The sequence below is a fragment of the Methanoregula sp. genome (assembly GCF_003170075.1).
In the GTDB taxonomy this organism is placed as follows: Archaea; Halobacteriota; Methanomicrobia; order Methanomicrobiales; family Methanospirillaceae; genus Methanoregula.
Genome location: NZ_PMZU01000054.1, coordinates 16,382 through 33,071, shown reverse-complemented (window position 1 = coordinate 33,071; position 16,690 = coordinate 16,382). Strand labels below are relative to the sequence as shown.

General features: G+C 55.4%; 14 protein-coding genes. 8 read left to right on the top strand and 6 right to left on the bottom strand.

Going from position 1 to position 16,690, the window contains the following annotated elements:
• Positions 1–169 precede the first annotated feature (169 nt).
• The 8 genes from QZN75_RS07195 to QZN75_RS07160 all read left to right on the top strand — a co-directional run bounded on the left by QZN75_RS07195 (position 170) and on the right by QZN75_RS07160 (position 9,452).
• On the top strand, positions 170–1,411 hold the full coding sequence (locus QZN75_RS07195; RefSeq protein WP_292426681.1) for a COG1361 S-layer family protein: 1,242 nt from the start codon (positions 170–172) through the stop codon (positions 1,409–1,411).
• An 11-nt stretch (positions 1,412–1,422) separates the two neighbouring features.
• Positions 1,423–2,094, top strand: a complete 672-nt coding sequence (locus QZN75_RS07190; RefSeq protein ID WP_292426678.1) for an ABC transporter ATP-binding protein — start codon at positions 1,423–1,425, stop codon at positions 2,092–2,094.
• Positions 2,091–3,296, top strand: a complete 1,206-nt coding sequence (locus QZN75_RS07185; protein ID WP_292426676.1) for an ABC transporter permease — start codon at positions 2,091–2,093, stop codon at positions 3,294–3,296. Before QZN75_RS07190 ends, QZN75_RS07185 begins: the two co-directional genes overlap by 4 nt.
• A gap of 7 nt (positions 3,297–3,303) precedes the next feature.
• Positions 3,304–4,740 (top strand): MATE family efflux transporter, encoded by a 1,437-nt coding sequence (locus tag QZN75_RS07180; RefSeq protein ID WP_292426674.1) that lies wholly within the window; start codon positions 3,304–3,306, stop codon positions 4,738–4,740.
• 211 nt (positions 4,741–4,951) lie between these two features.
• Complete coding sequence (locus tag QZN75_RS07175; RefSeq protein WP_292426671.1) at positions 4,952–5,350, top strand: ArsR family transcriptional regulator; 399 nt, start codon at positions 4,952–4,954, stop codon at positions 5,348–5,350.
• Between the two features lie 1,021 nt (positions 5,351–6,371).
• Positions 6,372–7,565 carry a COG1361 S-layer family protein gene (locus QZN75_RS07170; protein WP_292426668.1) on the top strand — a complete coding sequence of 398 codons (1,194 nt, stop codon included), beginning with the start codon at positions 6,372–6,374 and terminating at the stop codon, positions 7,563–7,565.
• A gap of 10 nt (positions 7,566–7,575) precedes the next feature.
• Positions 7,576–8,247, top strand: coding sequence for an ABC transporter ATP-binding protein (locus QZN75_RS07165; RefSeq protein ID WP_292426665.1), 672 nt, complete (start codon positions 7,576–7,578; stop codon positions 8,245–8,247).
• Positions 8,244–9,452, top strand: a complete 1,209-nt coding sequence (locus tag QZN75_RS07160; RefSeq protein ID WP_292426660.1) for an ABC transporter permease — start codon at positions 8,244–8,246, stop codon at positions 9,450–9,452. Before QZN75_RS07165 ends, QZN75_RS07160 begins: the two co-directional genes overlap by 4 nt.
• Before the next feature lie 524 nt (positions 9,453–9,976).
• Here QZN75_RS07160 and QZN75_RS07155 read toward each other — a convergent pair.
• Genes QZN75_RS07155 through QZN75_RS07130 form a run of 6 tightly spaced genes read right to left on the bottom strand, consistent with a single transcriptional unit; the run spans position 9,977 to position 16,437 of the window.
• On the bottom strand, positions 9,977–10,867 hold the full coding sequence (locus tag QZN75_RS07155) for an AAA family ATPase (protein ID WP_292426657.1): 891 nt from the start codon (positions 10,865–10,867) through the stop codon (positions 9,977–9,979).
• The gene (locus QZN75_RS07150; protein WP_292426653.1) at positions 10,860–11,708 is read right to left on the bottom strand and encodes a 2Fe-2S iron-sulfur cluster-binding protein; all 849 of its coding nucleotides are present in this window, start codon (positions 11,706–11,708) and stop codon (positions 10,860–10,862) included. Before QZN75_RS07150 ends, QZN75_RS07155 begins: the two co-directional genes overlap by 8 nt.
• Positions 11,705–13,390, bottom strand: a complete 1,686-nt coding sequence (locus QZN75_RS07145) for an NADH-ubiquinone oxidoreductase-F iron-sulfur binding region domain-containing protein (RefSeq protein WP_292426651.1) — start codon at positions 13,388–13,390, stop codon at positions 11,705–11,707. The genes QZN75_RS07150 and QZN75_RS07145 overlap by 4 nt, the downstream gene beginning before the upstream one ends.
• The gene (locus QZN75_RS07140) at positions 13,387–13,875 is read right to left on the bottom strand and encodes an NAD(P)H-dependent oxidoreductase subunit E (RefSeq protein WP_292426648.1); all 489 of its coding nucleotides are present in this window, start codon (positions 13,873–13,875) and stop codon (positions 13,387–13,389) included. Before QZN75_RS07140 ends, QZN75_RS07145 begins: the two co-directional genes overlap by 4 nt.
• 39 nt (positions 13,876–13,914) lie before the next feature.
• Positions 13,915–15,807, bottom strand: coding sequence for an anaerobic carbon-monoxide dehydrogenase catalytic subunit (gene cooS / locus QZN75_RS07135; protein ID WP_292426646.1), 1,893 nt, complete (start codon positions 15,805–15,807; stop codon positions 13,915–13,917).
• A gap of 24 nt (positions 15,808–15,831) precedes the next feature.
• Positions 15,832–16,437, bottom strand: coding sequence for a 4Fe-4S dicluster domain-containing protein (locus tag QZN75_RS07130; protein ID WP_292426643.1), 606 nt, complete (start codon positions 16,435–16,437; stop codon positions 15,832–15,834).
• Between the last annotated feature and the right edge of the window lie 253 nt (positions 16,438–16,690).

The window sequence follows — 16,690 nt, the reverse complement described above, 5'->3', positions numbered from 1 at the left end:
GCGATTTGACAAGAGACGCAGAAATGCCCACCATCTATCTAATGGTGATCGTTGAGTTGTTAAAAACTTTACTACTCCTCCGGAAACCTTATTAACAATGTACGAAAAACATAACAGATCAAGTTGTAAAAAATTTTACTACAAATTTGAGGAAAAGCAAATGATTGGAATGACACAACTTCGGAAAGACCCGGGTATCCGGGATCTGACAACAGACAACAGACCGTCTCATCCGGGAGCAGGGAATGGAATATTCCCCCGTCCAGCGTTCGGGATGTTCCTGCTCCTCATCGTAGCCATAGGATTTCTGGTACTTCCTGCAGGTGCCTACACCACACCCGACTCCATTGTAGCTGCGGGCAAGGTCTACGTATCCAGCTATACGATCGATCCGGCCGTCCTCTTTTCCGGCGATACTGCCACAGCGACATTTTTTGTCACCAATGGCAACTCGGACTCCGGGAATACAACCACGCAGGGCATTGTAGTCAACCATGCGACATTCGGGGATGGTAATATCCGGCTCGTGAGCGGGACATACGACACATCCTCAAATGTCGGCCCGCTCCAGACCCGNNAGCTGGACGGTACGTATTACCCGACGTTCTCTCTTAATTTACGGGATGCGGACAGCCTGTATTACCGTACGCCGGTAAAAGTGGACAATACCCCCCTTATGATGAGCGTTATAAGCAAGCCGGACACGTTCACGCAGGGAAAGAAGGAATCGGTAACCGTGCAGATCGCCAACCCCCGGCAAAACGATGTAAAAAATGTCATCATTGAAGCAACCGGTAACGGGACAACGGTAACTCCCTCCAGCCAGTATCTCGGTGCGCTCAGCGCAAACTCCGCCACAAATGTGACGTTTTCTGTTACCCCGGATACGGAATCAGTCCTGACCATGACGGTAAAATATGATAACGGGGACAACCATCACTCAGTTACCCAGTCATTACCGGTAACGTTTGGGACCGACAAGAAACAGGCAACCCCCAAGATCAGCAATGTTGAGGTGACACTCACCAGCGGGGTCTATCATGTTACCGGAGATGTGACAAACGCCGGCCTCACAACCGCCAATGGTGTGACAGTTACGGCATTATCCCCGGCGATCCCAGAGGACCCGTACCGATCCTATGTGATCGGTGCACTTAAGCCGGACGATTTTGGCAGTTTTGAAGTAACTTTCACGGCAGCAAACAACACGGTCAGTGTACCAATCCAGATATCCTATAAGGACTCGGACGGGAATGTCATCTCGGTCCAGCAGGATGTCGGCATTTCCGGTGCAAAGGCCGATACCGCGAACCAGCAGGGGAACCCGCTCCTCTTCCTGGGGATTATCATCATTGTCATTCTCGCAGCCGGTGGCTGGTACTTCTACAACAAACGGATCAAAAAACAGTGAGGCTACAGGCCATGGTTCCGGCAATCCAGTTTAAGGACGTGGTGAAAGTCTACCCGCTCAAGGCAGGAGATGTGACGGCCCTTGATCACATCTCCTTTGCCGTGGAACGCGGGGAGTTCATCTCGATCATGGGGCCGTCGGGTTCGGGCAAGTCAACACTCCTGAACATGATGGGCTGCCTTGACACCCCGACCACCGGGGATATCTTCATAAGCGGGATTGGTGTCCGCGACATGAGCGACGTCGAACTCACCAACCTGAGGCGGGACCGCATCGGATTCATTTTCCAGTACTTCAACCTCTTTCCCCTCTTAAATATCATCGAGAACGTCAGTTTTCCCCAGATGCTCAAAAGCCAGAAACAGGTCGATGAAAAAAAAGCGATCGAAGTCCTTCGTGCCGTCCAGCTTGAGGAACGGTTCTATACCCACACCCCGCTCGAGTTATCAGGAGGCCAGCAGCAGCGTGTTGCGGTTGCGCGTTCGCTCATTAATGATCCGGATATCCTCCTGTGCGATGAACCTACGGGGAACCTCGATTCAAAAACCGGGGCAAGCATCATGGAGCTCATGACCGAGCTGCACCATAAGGGTGCGACCATCATTATTGTCACGCACGATCCCCACATAGCCGAATATTCGGAGCGGATTATCAGGATTGTTGACGGGAGAATTGCAGCATGAGCAAGATATTCTGGGAGATCTCGAAACGAAACATCCGGATCCACATGCTGCGCTCGACCCTTGCGATGCTTGGGATTATCATCGGTGTCGTCGCCATCGCGTCCATGGGGATCCTCGGGAACAGCATGACGCAGGAGATCAGCTCGAGTCTCTCTTCGGTTGGGGACAGCGTGATTGTCACCCCGTACGCCGGTGGTGGCGGTACGGGGATGGGTGGTGGTGGCGGAGGAAGCTCGGCCGACTTAAAACTTACCGACCAGAATTACCAGCAGATTAAACGGGCGGTCGCCCCGAACGTGGCGATTCCCGTTCATTCCACATCAGAGCACATGAAAGTCGGGGTTGGCAGCGACGATATCGTGGCGACCATTTACGGTCTCCCGACGGACAAGGTGAAAAACCTGCTGCCCGATCTCCAATCCGGTGACTACAGCAATGGGAACTCCGGATGCCTTGTGGGATCGACCTTTGCAAAAGATCATAATGTCCAAGTCGGGTCGCGGATTTCCATTGGTACGGACAGCGAGTACGGTACGCTCAGGGTTACCGGTATTATCAAGGAACGGGGAATGAGTTTCGATATCAGTACTGACAGCGCCATCGTTGCGACACAGGACTGGTTTGAGAATACCTACAACGACAAGGATGAGTACAACGAAGTGGTCGTCAAGGTTACCAGCGGTGACACTGCCGATGTAAAGACCACCATCGAAAAGCAGCTCAACCGGAACATCAAAGAAAAGACGGTTTCCGTGACGGACAGCAAGGCAACACTCTCGACCATCTACGAGACGTTTAGCACCGTCACGACCTTTGTTACGGCCATTGGTGGGATCTCAATGATTGTCGCCGGGGTCTCCATCTTCAATATCATGATGATGTCGGTCAACGAGCGGATCAAGGAGATCGGGATCATGCGCAGCATCGGTACCCAGAAAAGGGAGGTGATAAGCATGTTCATCTACGAGGCTGCCATTATCGGTGTCGTGGGGAGCCTGATCGGCGGGCTCCTCAGTCTCCTTGCTGGCTATGCTGTCAGTGCCCTGATGCTCGGTACCACCCAGTACCTCTTTACCGTGGCGAGCATGCAGTCGATTGTCGAGGGCGTCGGGTTTGGGATTATTGTCTGTCTTCTCTGCGGGTTGTATCCGGCATGGCAGGCAGCAAACCTCAACCCGATCGATGCGCTGCGGCATGAATGAGGAATAAATGCGCATTCCCTTTTTTCAGCCAAAGAAAAAAGATCCCGTAACCGGGTGTCGCACGGACACGACCGATGGCGTCGAAATCCTGACCGGCAATCCGAAAAAGGCAATCCTGAACCTGTCAGGACCGCTGATCATCGCCATGCTCCTGATGTCCAGTTACAACGTGGTAAACGCAATCTGGGTCGCAGGGCTGGGCTCCGATGCTCTTGCAGCAGTCGGGTTCATAAGCCCCATGTTTATGATCCTTCTCGGCCTGGGCACGGGTATAGGGGCAGGTGCAACATCAGCGATTGCACGAAAAATTGGTGCCGGCGATCGGAACGGCGCGAGTAACACTGCCCTTCACGGGATTGTTATTGCGGTCATTATTTCTTTCGTCCTTACAATCCCCCTTGTTATTTTTGCCGGGCCCATCGCGATCTTGTTTGGTGCCGGGACAACAGCGGGTCTTGCCACATCATACGGACAGGTAATCTTCGGCGGCACGTTTTTTATCATCTTTGTCAATGCCGCGTACGGGATCCTGCGGGCGGAGGGCGATGCCAGAAGGACAATGTACGCTATGGTCGCGGCGTCCATCCTAACTATTATCCTCGACCCGATCCTCATCTATGGTCTGGGCCTCGGAATTGCCGGGGCGGCCTGGGGGACGGTCATCTCCCTTGCAGCAGTAACCGCGGTGCTCCTGTACTGGTTCTTTGTCAAAAAAGACCTGTACGTCTGCCTCTCGTGGCGGATCTTTGCACCGTGCCGGAGTGCGGCACAGGATATCCTGACCGTCGGGATTCCGGCCAGTGTCGAGTATCTTGCGATGTCGATCTTAAGTATTATTCTCAACCTGATGCTGGTTCTCGTAGCAAACACCGATGCGGTCGCCGTCTTTTCGGTGGGCTTTCGGGTCGTATCGTTTGGGATCGTCCCGGTCGTTGCAACCGGGACCGTGGTCGTTTCTGTGGTAGGTGCAGCGTACGGGGCCCGGCATATTGACAGGATCCGGGAAACTCATCGGTTTGCGATCTTGTTTGGCGTACTGATTGCACTCTGCGTAAGCACGATCACCTGGGTATTTGCCTACCAGATCGCCGCGATATTCTCGTATTCGCAGGAGGGGGCGCATCTCTACCCGACAATTGCCGCGTTCATCCAGGTCATGTGCCTGTTTTATCCCTTCGTGCCGCTGGGGCTTATCTCGTCTTCAGTCCTTCAGGGTGTGGGGAAAGGGCCGACCTCGCTGTTCCTGACTATCATGCGAAGCCTGGTATTTGCCATTCTCTTTGCATGCCTGTTCACGTTCATCTTCGGTATGGGCGAGACCGGGATCTGGTGGGGCATGGTGGCTGGGGAAATAGCCGGGGGGTTGTTTGCCTTTTTCTGGGTGTGGATATACCTGTCAAAACTGGAAGCCCAGAAACCGGGAGGTGCCCCTCATGTCTCATAGTAACCACTGGGTCATCATTACATCTGATGAAATCAGCGAAATACGCAGGCATCTGCAGGTTCTTGAGGAGGGGGGATCCCAAAAATGCCAAGACAGCGCCCGGGTCATTGCCAAAATCCTCAACACTGTTGAACCGCGCCAAGCATGACCGGGTAATGGGAGAGTGATGAGATGGAGGAAAATTACGATAAAGTGCTAGGCGAATGCCAGTATGGAACTTAGAGAAATTACCTATTTCACAGAAGATGATGAGACCGTAATAGATCTTCTCGTAGAACTTGGATTCAAGAGATCCTTTTCCAAGGTACTTGTGTACCTGCTATCAAAACCGGAATCCACGATACGAGATATTGAGTGCGGGGCAAATCTCCGCCAACCTGAAGTCAGTCTTGCGACTACATACCTGCTCAACAGAACCTGGATATCATGCCGTGCTGTCCAGGGTGGGACAAAAGGACGGCCGGTGAAGAGCTTCCGGCCCGCAAAGCCATTTGCGGAGATTCTCGCGGACATTAAAGAACAGAAAATGGAGGAGGCCCGTGCCATGATGCTGAACGTGAGGCTGCTGCAGGCCCATGCCCGTGATTGTGGCATTCTGAAGCCATGTTAGTTCCATGATGTAGGGGATCCTCTCCGAAATAGATGGAGAAGATTTCTTACCTCTAAAATTCCAGAACAGGAGATCCTTACCATGCTATAAATCGCCGGGGTGGTTTGTGTGTGATTTATTGAGTGAACGATGCCAAGACCCGAGACGATCCAGAAGACGCCATACCCGGAGAATATTTCCATGCCAGCGAGGTCGGCCGGACTGCAAACAGCCCTGCTCGTTGCGGAGGATCCAATGCCACCGTACCCCAGTGCCCCACCCGCACTGGACCGAGATTCACCGATCCTCATTGCCGTCATTGATCATGCCATACAGATTATATTCACCGTCGCATCAGGCACTCGCATTCGCATACAGGATCTGCCTTTTACCGTTGGGTATCCGGGGACGAAATTTTCCAGGATCTGATGAGATGCTGCGGGATTACATAGCAGGACAAAAATGCAATTCAGGAACGTCATACCCGGGAACAATCGCCGGTACATGGCGATGGCCCCTATAAGGAGGTAGTGAATCCTTACCGGAATACCGGTGAGGCAGGAGCGGGCAAGTGTACAATGGCAATCTCCTTGCACTTTTGCGCCCTCCCTTCCTTCGAGGACACGCCGGGGGTAATTCCTTGCTGGTATGATCAGCCAGAAGTACCCTCTCCCCCTCTGTCGTTCCGGCCCCGGGGACGAAATTCCTGAATCCCCCCAATCCGTGGCATATACGATCCGGTAAAACGATTTGCATCTCTATCTCATTACATAACCGGCCCCGTCACGGTATTTTTTCGGTTCTGCTAACGGCATACTGATTACTAGGCTTGTGGCGACCCCGAAGATATCCCGAATGGCGCGCTCCTCTATAAGACCTTTTTTAAGCTCCGGGTAAAACATTAGTGGAACTATATGCAGAAGGAAACTGCAGAACCGAGGATGCGCGAATGTTCTTATATAACCGCTTTGTAAATGGCCATGGAATCCGGGATATATTGTTTGAAAGGAGGCAGGGTGTTTTGGGAAAAGGGGCACGGTGTATGCCCCGCAGCACCCGAACCGGTTTTGTACTATTCATGTTCCTTCTTGTGGTATTCGGAGCGCTCGTCCTTCCGGTGAGTGGTTACACAACAACGGATTCGATTACTGCTGCAGGAAGAGTATACGTATCCAATATAACCATCGACCCTGCCGTTCTTTTCACCGGGGATACCGCAACGGTGACCTTTGCCGTCACCAACGGCAATACCAATACCGGCAATACCACCGACGGCGTCATGTTCAACCATGCGACGTTTGGCGATAATGATATCCGTCTCACCAGCGGCTCGTACGATTCTTCGTCCAATGTCGGCCCGCTCCAGACCCGGACGTACGTGTTTAACGTTATGACCGATAAGCTGGACGGTACGTATTACCCGACGTTCTCTCTTGGTTTCCGGGATGCGGACAGCCTGTATTACCGTACTCCGGTCAAGGTTGACAATACGCCCATTATACTGAGTGTCATAAGCACACCGGATACCTTCACCGCTGGGAAAAAAGATACGATCACCGTCCAGATTGCCAACCCCCGGCAAAACGATGTAAAAAATGTCATCATTGACGTAGTCGGGAACGGGACGACAATAACCCCATCGGAGCAGTACCTTGGGTGGCTTGGCGCAAATTCTGCCATAAATGCGACATTTTCCGTCACCCCGGATACCGAGTCCGTTCTCATCATGACGGTGAAATATGACAACGGGGACAACCACCACTCAGTTACCCAATCCTTACCGGTAACGTTTGGGACCGACAAGAAACAGGCAACTCCCAAGGTCAGCAATGTTGAGGTGAAACTCACCGACGGGGTCTATCACGTTACCGGAGATGTGACAAACGCCGGCCTCACGACAGCAAATGGTGTGACGGTTACGGCATTATTCCCGGCGACTCCCCAGGACCCGTACCGGTCCTACGTGATCGGTGCACTTAAGCCGGACGATTTTGGCAGTTTTGAAGTAACTTTCACGGCAGCAAACAACACGGTCAGTGTACCAATCCAGGTATCCTATAAGGACTCGGACGGGAATGTCATCTCGTCCCAGCAGGATGTCGGCATCTTTGGTGCAGCACTGACTGATACCGCAAACCAGCAGGGGAACCCGCTCCTCTTCCCGGGAATTATCCTCATTGTCATTCTCGCAGCCGGCGGCTGGTACTATTACACCAGACGGATCAAAAAACAGTGAGGCCCCGGCCATGGTTCCGGTAATCCAGTTTAAGGATGTCGTAAAAATCTACCCGCTCAAAGCCGGGGATGTGACGGCCCTCGATCACATCTCCTTTACCGTGGAACGCGGGGAGTTCATCTCGATCATGGGGCCGTCGGGTTCGGGCAAGTCCACACTCCTGAACATGATGGGCTGCCTTGACACCCCCACCACAGGGTATATCTTCATCAGCGGGATTGGTGTCCATGACATGAGCGATGTCGAACTCACCAACCTGCGAAGGGACCGCATCGGGTTCATCTTCCAGTACTTCAACCTCTTTCCCCTCTTAAATATCATCGAGAACGTCAGTTTTCCCCAGATGCTCAAATCACAGAAACAGGTCGATGAAAAAAAAGCGATCGAAGTGCTCCGGGCCGTCCAGCTTGAGGAACGGTTCTATACCCACACCCCGCTCGAGCTTTCGGGAGGCCAGCAGCAGCGTGTTGCCGTTGCACGGGCACTCATTAATGATCCCGACATCCTCCTCTGTGATGAACCTACGGGGAACCTCGATTCAAAGACCGGGGCAAGCATCATGGAGCTCATGACCGAGCTGCACCATAAAGGTGCGACCATCATCATTGTCACGCATGATCCCCACATAGCCGAATATTCGGATCGGATCATCAGGATTGTTGACGGGAGAATTGCGCAATGAGCACGATATTCTGGGAGATTTCGAAACGGAACATCCGGATCCACATGCTGCGCTCGACCCTTGCGATGCTCGGGATTATCATCGGTGTTGTTGCCATCGCATCCATGGGGATCCTCGGGAACAGCGTGGTACAGGTGGTTTCCGCGAGTCTCTCATCTGTCGGGGACAGCGTGATTGTCACCCCGTACGCCGGTGGCGGCGGTATGGGTATGGGCGGCGGGGGTGGCGGAGGAAGCTCGGCCGACTTAAAACTTACCGACCAGAATTACCAGCAGATCAAACGTGCGGTCGCCCCGAACGTGGCGATCCCGGTCCACTCGACATCGGAGCACATGAAAGTGGGGGTGGGCAGCGACGACATCGTTGCGATGATCTACGGCCTGCCAACAGACCAGACAAAGGACCTGCTTCCCGATCTCGAATCCGGCGACTACAGCAACGGGAATTCCGGTTGCCTCGTAGGATCGACCTTTGCAAAAGATCATAATCTCAAGGTCGGGTCGAGAATTTCCATTGGTAAAGACGGCGAGTACGGGGCGCTCCGGGTCACCGGTATTATCAAGGAACGGGGGATGAGTTTCGATATCAGCACCGATAATGCCATTGTGGCGACCAAGGACTGGTTCGAGAACACCTACAACGACCAGAACGAGTACAACGAAGTAGTGGTCAAGGTAACGAGCGGCGATACTGCCAGTGTAAAGACCACGATTGAGAAGCAGCTTAACCGGAACACCAAGGACAAGACCGTGAGCGTGATCGACAGCAAGGCGACGCTTGCATCCATCTACGAGACGTTTGGCACGGTCACGACCTTTGTTACGGCCATTGGCGGGATCTCGATGATTGTCGCCGGTGTCTCCATCTTCAATATCATGATGATGTCGGTCAACGAGCGGATCAAAGAGATCGGGATCATGCGCAGTATCGGCACCCAGAAAAAAGAGGTGATGAGCATGTTCATCTACGAGGCCGCTATTATCGGAATCGTCGGGAGCCTGATCGGGGGTTTCATCAGTCTCATTGCCGGCTACGCGATAAGTGCCCTGATGTTCAAGACCACCCAGTACCTCTTTACGGTTACAAGTATGATGTCGGTTGTTGAGGGTGTAGGGTTTGGGATCATCATCTGTCTTCTCTGCGGGTTGTATCCGGCGTGGCATGCGGCAAACCTCAGCCCGATCGATGCACTCCGGCATGAATAAGGGAAAATTTCAGCCTCTTTTTTACCGGAAGCCCTTTGACAGTCTTTAAGTCAGGGACTGGCGCTCAATGGTTTGGTGCGGACGAAAAAGTCGGGTTATTTTGATTTTCTTCACCGCACGAGCCAGCCGGTGTACCTGGATGTGAACATGCCTGTCCCGACACGACAAGCGAGATCTTTTTCGAATCGTGGAAATGTCCAGATTGCCGAAGATCCCAGTCTCCTTCATCCGTTTGAGCAGGGCTGGGAGATTGGCCGCATAAGCAAGGGAGTATACGGTATATTTTGAAAAATTACGAGGTTTCTCACCCCCCGGTGGGGGTCGAAAAGGCAGCCTCATCTGGGCCTCGCTGGGCGAGGGAGGTGTACCGGGTTCTGCATGTGAGCCGCCGCGGGGACGTCCCTTAAGGAACGGCGGCACTCATCGCAATTTTGAAAAGAGAGAAACAGTTCACTCAACCATCAATTTTTTAGTTTGTGTAATCCGGCGTTGGCAGATTTCAAATTTTTCATGACAAACGGATTTTATGGTGTCCCGAACCGCACAAGTGTCGCTTTGAGCGTTCGCACACCCTCAACGAACGGCGACACTGCCGGTCCGGCAAGGAGCGGTTCCACGCCTGGCTCGCACTCGATGAGCTGTTCGTCGTAGGGCAGGACAACCTGATCCGTGAACAGATCTTCCGAACCGGCAATGAGCCCCCGGACTTTTTTAATATCATTTTCCGAGCGGACCCGGTTGATGACGAGATGGCGGGTGGGAATCCCGAGGGCTCTTGCGAGTCGTGCTGCATGCAGGGCTACCTGTACCGCGTTGAACGTCGGGTCGGTGACAAGGACTGCCTGGTCGAATCCCTGTGCGAGCGACCGGCCGAAGTGTTCCACGCCGGCCTGCGTATCCATGAGAATGACCTCCCGTTCCCGCAGGTTGATGTACCGGACGATCGCCTCAAGGAGCGCATTTTCAGGGCAGAGACACCCGGTCGCCGGCGCCACGACCGTTCCCATGACAAGGATGCTGATGCCACCGGGGCCTTTGATCCCGAACCGTTCGACGACATCGGAAACATCCGGGTTGAGCCTGAGGAGAGATCCCCAGCCGGCACCCGGGCGGGCGCCGGTCTTCTCTTCCACATAATCGAGGTTTTTGGTGAGCGGGACCACCGCGTCGCCCTGCTCTTTTGGCACGCCGAGAGCATAGGGCAGGTTCATCTGCGGGTCCTCGTCAACCGCAAGAAGGGTAAAGCCGTCTTTTGAGAGGAGGTGGGACAAGAGTGCCGTGATGGTGGTCTTTCCCACCCCGCCTTTCCCGGTGATGATGACGCGGAACCCTCTCTCCGGTTCCTTGTGCGTGCTCCGCTCGATCGCATGGGCGACACCAAGGATCTTCTCCCGCTCTGCCCGGCTTTCAGGCATCGCCCGGATCTCCTCCCGTTGCTGCAAGGATCTCTTTTTTCGCCAGCTTTTTTGCCCGGCAGGCCGGGCAGAGTCCCTCGAGATCGTCCCGCAGCGGGGGCTCGATCCGGGAGAGCACGGATTTTTCGAGTGCCGCCGGCGCAAAGTACTTCCCGCACGACACGCACTGCGACAACGGAACTTTTGTCTCGCTCCATGAGTGCAGGATCCGTTCACCGCCACGGTCTTCGAGACTGACTGCATGCGTCGGGCAGACGGCCGCACAGGCACCGCACCCGTAACAGTCCCGGCTCGGTTCGGTAAAGGGCGTGTTGACCACGGTGTACGGGCCGCGGTTGATGAAGTTGATTGCGCCGGCACCCATGATCTCGTTGCAGACCCGGACGCATAACCCGCAGAGGATACAGGCGCCACCGAGCGGGTCGCCGGTATCGACCCTTCTCAGGAACCGCGTCTTTGTCACGCCGTACCGGGCGGCCATCTCCTTTACGACCGCAGATTTGGGTGCTTCGGCGAGGTACAGCTCGAAGAGGATGGTCCGGTACTTCACGATATCCGGTGTATCGGTCAGGACCGTGAGGCCTTCTTTTGCTCGCAGGGTGCAGGCCGTCTCCATCACGGTCTTCCCGTGGTGGACAACCCCGACCATGCAGAGCCGGCAGGCGCCGTACGGTTCGAGCGACTGTTCAAAGCAGAAATGGGGAATGGGGATTTTCACGCGTTCTGCAACGGTTAAAAGACACTCCCCCTCGTCCGCCCGGTACGCATTCCCGTTGATGGAGACCGTCACCGGTTTTTTTGGCGGCTCTGCAAGTTCCGTACCGGTCTTTCCCTGTGTCATGGTTTCACCAGCGCATCGTATTCTTCCCTAAAATACGCCAATGTGGTCAGGACCGGGTTTGGTGCAGACTGCCCGAGGCCGCACAGCGACGTGTTTTTGATCGTATCGGCCAGCAGCGCGAGCGTTTCAAGGTCCTTTGCCGTTCCCTTCCGGGCTATGAGCCGGTTAAGCAGGATGAGTGTGTGCCGGAGTCCTTCCCGGCACGGGACGCATTTCCCGCAGGATTCACCGGTTGCAAAGTTGATGAAATACCGGGCGATATCGACCATGTCCGTGTCTTCGTCCATCACGACAATCCCCCCGGAGCCCATGATCGAACCGACCGCATTGAGGCTTTCATAATTCACCGGTGTATCAAAGAGCCGGACCGGGATACAGCCGCCGGAAGGTCCGCCGGTCTGGACGGCTTTTACCTTTTTTCCCTGAGCGCCCCCGTTTCCAATGTCACAGACGATCGTGTTTAACGATGTCCCGAGCGGGACTTCGACAAGACCGACCCGGTCGACTTTTCCCACGAGCGAGAAAACCTTGGTGCCGGCATTTTTTTCCGCCCCGATCTTCGCGTACCAGCCGCTCCCGTTTCTGATGATAACCGGGATATTGCACCATGTCTCGACATTGTTGAGATCCGAGGGAATGCCCCAGAGCCCCCCGCCGGGATCCGTGAGCCGGGGAGGACGGGGGTGGGGCCGGCCGGTCCGCCCCTCGATCGATGCGACAAGGGCCGTGGATTCGCCGCACACGAATGCACCGGCACCGGTCGCGATCCGGATATCGAAATCAAATCCGGCCCCGATGATATCTTTCCCGAGGAGCCCCAAGGCCCGGGCCTCGCCGATGGCGTGCACAAGCCTCCTGATGGCAAGCGGGTACTCGGCCCGGATATAGATCAGGCCCTCCTTTGCCCCAATCGCATAGGCCCCGATGATCATGCCTTCAATGAGCATGTGGGGATCGCTCTCCATCTCGTTGCGGTTCATGTATGCCCCGGGATCGCCCTCGTCGGCATTGCAGATAATGTACTTTGCCGCTCCCGGCGCATCCCGGGTGATCCGCCATTTCATGCCCGTGGGAAAACCGGCGCCGCCCCGGCCCCGGAGCCCGGATTTTTCCACTTCGGAGATGATGGTCTCGGAGTCCATCCTTGTCAGAGCCTGCTCTGCTGCGGCATACCCGCCCACCGCAAGGTATTCATCGATATCCTCGGGGTTGATGAAGCCGGCGTTCCGGAGGATCACTTTTTTCTGGTGCTTAAAGAACGGGATATCGGCGTAGAGCGGTATTTCGTCAAATCCGTTCCCGTACGTGATAACGGTGCCGGTCACATGGTCCCACGAGGGCACCCGGCAGAGCGCCTTTTTGTACGGCACGGTGCCTTTCTTCACGGCTTCCACAATCCCTTCCGCGTCCTCCTCCGTCACCTTGTGAAGGATCACCAGCGGTTTTCCCGGGATCGTGATGTTGACCAGTGGCTCTTCCCGGCAGTAGCCGATACAGCCAGTCTTGGCAAGACTGATATCGACACCGGTTTTTTTGATAATCTCCTGTAACCGTTCGTAGACTTTTTCCCCGCCCACCGCGATGCCGCAGGTGGCAAGGCCGACCGCGATCCGGGGTTTTCCGGGCAGGATCTTTTTTTGCCCGGCCACCTCTCCCGCGGCGCGATCAAAAACTCCGGTCATGCTGCCCTCCACCCATACTGTTCAAGGATGGCCGGCAGAGTATCCGGGTTCGCGTACCCGTAGAGGGTGCCGTCGATCTGGAGGACCGGCGCCATGCTGCATGCCCCGAAACACCGGGCGATCTCGACCGTGAATTTGTTGTCTTTTGTGGTGACCGAGAATTTTCCGTCCTCTGTGGTGTCGCCGTGGATGTCGAGCAGGCTCTCAAGCGCATCGAGGACCCCAACTGCACCCCTTACATGGCAGGCGGTTCCCATGCAGATCGTAATCACGTGCTCTCCAACCGGTTTCAGGCTGAAGAACGAATAGAACGTGACAATGCTGTAGAGCTGTGAGATGCGTACGTCAATTTTTACCGAGAGCATCTCCAGCGTTTCGCGGGGAATGTATCCTTCGCTGCGCTGGATATCGCCAAGAATACCCAGAACTTTTCCTGTCGGCGAATCGTACCGGGCGATAATCTCTTCGAGTGTTTTTTCCTCCATGATGCCCCCCAAAAAAACAAAAAACTTCCAGAGGGGGTTTTAGATCCCAAGCGCCTTTCTCTTCCGGTTGATCTCTGCTTCGAGAAGGTCTGCGGCTTTTACCGGGTCCGGCTCTATTGCAAACGTCGCGTTCACGACCCCGTTGAGCTGGGCGGCAAGCAGGTTTACCACGTTCTTGCTCCCGAAAATCTTGGGTGCGATGCCAAGGACTGTGTAGACGCCCGATGCAACAAAGTACGTCCCGATCGAGATCGCTTTTTGCGAATACCATTCGGGTGCGGCTCCTCCCAGCGGAAGATCGCTGATACCGACATTGAGTTCCTTTGCGATGTTTGCGGCAAGCACGAGGATGCGCGAGCAGTCAACGCAGGAGCCCATGTGGAGCACCGGCGGGATGCCGAGCGCGTTGCAGACGGACTTGAGCCCGGGTCCTGCCATGTCCGCGGCTTCGGGGACGAGCAGGCCCGCCTTCCCGCATGCAATCGCGGCACACCCGGTCTCGACCACGAGAATGTCCCGCCTGATCAGCTCTTTTGCCAGCGTGACATGGCCGTAGTCCTGCTTTATCTTCGGGTTGTTGCAGCCGACAATACCTACGGCCCCCTTGATCTTCCCGGCAACGATGGCATCGATCAGCGGCTTGTACGTCCCGCCGAGTGCCTTTCGGATCGCTTCTTCCGAGAAGCCCGACATCAGCTGCATCGGCTTGTCCGGGATCCTGACCCGGTCCGGGTTCCGGTTCGCGAAGTTGTCGATGGCAAGTCCGATGATCTCCTTTGCGGTGTCGTAGGCGTTCTCCGGCCGGAACTCCTTGTAGATTGAGCCCGGGATCTTCGCCTTCCGGCTGGTGGTCACGACTTTTGTGTGGTAACAGCCGGCCGTCTGGGTTACCGCGGGGAAGATGCACTGGTAGTCGATCACCATGGCCTCAATTGCCCCGGTCGCAATCACCAGTTCCTGATCGAAGAAACTGCCGGCAAGGGGGATGCCATGCCGCATGAGGAGTTCGTTCCCGGTACAGCACATCCCGGCGAGGTTGATACCCGCTGCGCCGGCGTCCTTTGCACGCTTCACGAGACCCGGGTCCGCTGCCGCCTTCACGATCATATCGGAGAGGACCGGGTTGTGCCCGTGGAGGACGATATTGACCTTGTCCCTGCTGATCGTCGCAAGGTTTATCCATGCCTTCAGCGGCGTCGGGGTGCCAAAGAGGATATCGGAGGCATCGGTTCCCATCATCGAGCCGCCCCACCCGTCGGAAAGGGCCGTTCTCATCGCGTGCAGGAGGATGTTTGTGTAATCCGAATCGACGCCCATGTGGATCCGGTGCATCGCCTCCACGATCTCGCGGTCGACACTGCGGGGCATAATCCCCGCCTTCTTCCAAGCGTCTTTGGTTTTCTGAGGGGCACGCTCGGTCATCTGGATCCTGTTTTTCAGCGTCCCGTACTCTTCGAGCAGCGCCCGGGCCAGCTCGCCGGCGATCTCTTCTTTTTTCCGGCCGGCCGTTTTTATGCCATACTCTGTCGCGACCACGTGCAGCTTGCCTTCATCATGGATCTGGTACCCCTGTGCCCGGCCTTCCGAGGTCGCAAGCATTGCCTCGACGACTTCGCGCCCGTGATCCGAGTGGGCGGCAGCGCCGGTGGTAAGATCGTCAAGCAGGTTCCGTGCGACAATGAGATCGGCTTCCGCACCGCAGACACCCCGGGTCGGTTTTTTCCCGAACGGCTCGGTACGGCAGGGCCCCATGGCACATCGGTTGCAGCAGACGCCGAGGTTCCCGAAGCCGCACTGCGGCTGCTGGCTGGCGAAACGGTCCCAGACAGTCTCGACACCGTCGTCCATTGCCTTGATAGCTGTTTCCTGATCGGCCCGGTCAAGCATACGGTTCTTGACAATTTTCTGAGCTTCCGGCAAATTGTTTATCATGATTTTTCCCTCCTCATCTCCCTATCAGGACATTTCGGCAAGTTCTTTTAAGATTGCCCTGAACGCCCGGACATTCTCCGGTATCCGTGGTACTTCCACATCGGTTCCTTCGGATTTGAGCATCCGCAGGGTGAAATCCTTCCTGCTCACGCGGATGAGATCGTTTGCATCGCCGAATTCGAGCGCCCCGGTCTTGCAGGCTTCCGCACAGGCAGGGATCTTCCCGGCTTTCTGCCGTTCGATGCAGTTGTCGCACTTGGCGTTGACATCACGGTCGGCCGAAATCTGAGAAACCCGGTGAAACGTAATGATCCCAAACGGGCAGGCCATGGCGCAGACCGCACAGCCGATACACAACGGGTACTGCACAATCACCGATCCGGTGGGTTTGTCCCGGACCAGTGCATCTGTCGGGCAGACCTGCATGCACGGCGCCGGATCGCAATGCCGGCACCGGTTCGGGAAAGCCAGGTAGTCAATCCCGGGTTCAACGTGAATGCGCGGCTGGGAAATTCGTTCTTCGCCGATTGCGCCAAAAATTGTTTTGCTCTGTGAGTGTTCCACCGCACATGCAACTTCACAATGCCTGCAACAGACACAGAGTTCAGGCCGGACAAAAACCGTTTGCATAGATCCTTCCTCCGATACTTTCCTCCCCGATCCCGTCACGGTCAGTGGCGGTTTTGGATATTGTGGTATTATTAGTTCACCGTATAAGAGGTTACGTACGGGGCAACCTGCTCTACCATTGGACACCCACGTGGTCCACGGGATTCCGGCCCCGGCCTGTCAGAAACGACATCAGGTTCACCAGAAACCGGAACAATCCCCGGCGCGTAATGGATTTGCTAGGTCCCTGTCGGGCCTTCACTGTGGAGGGGGA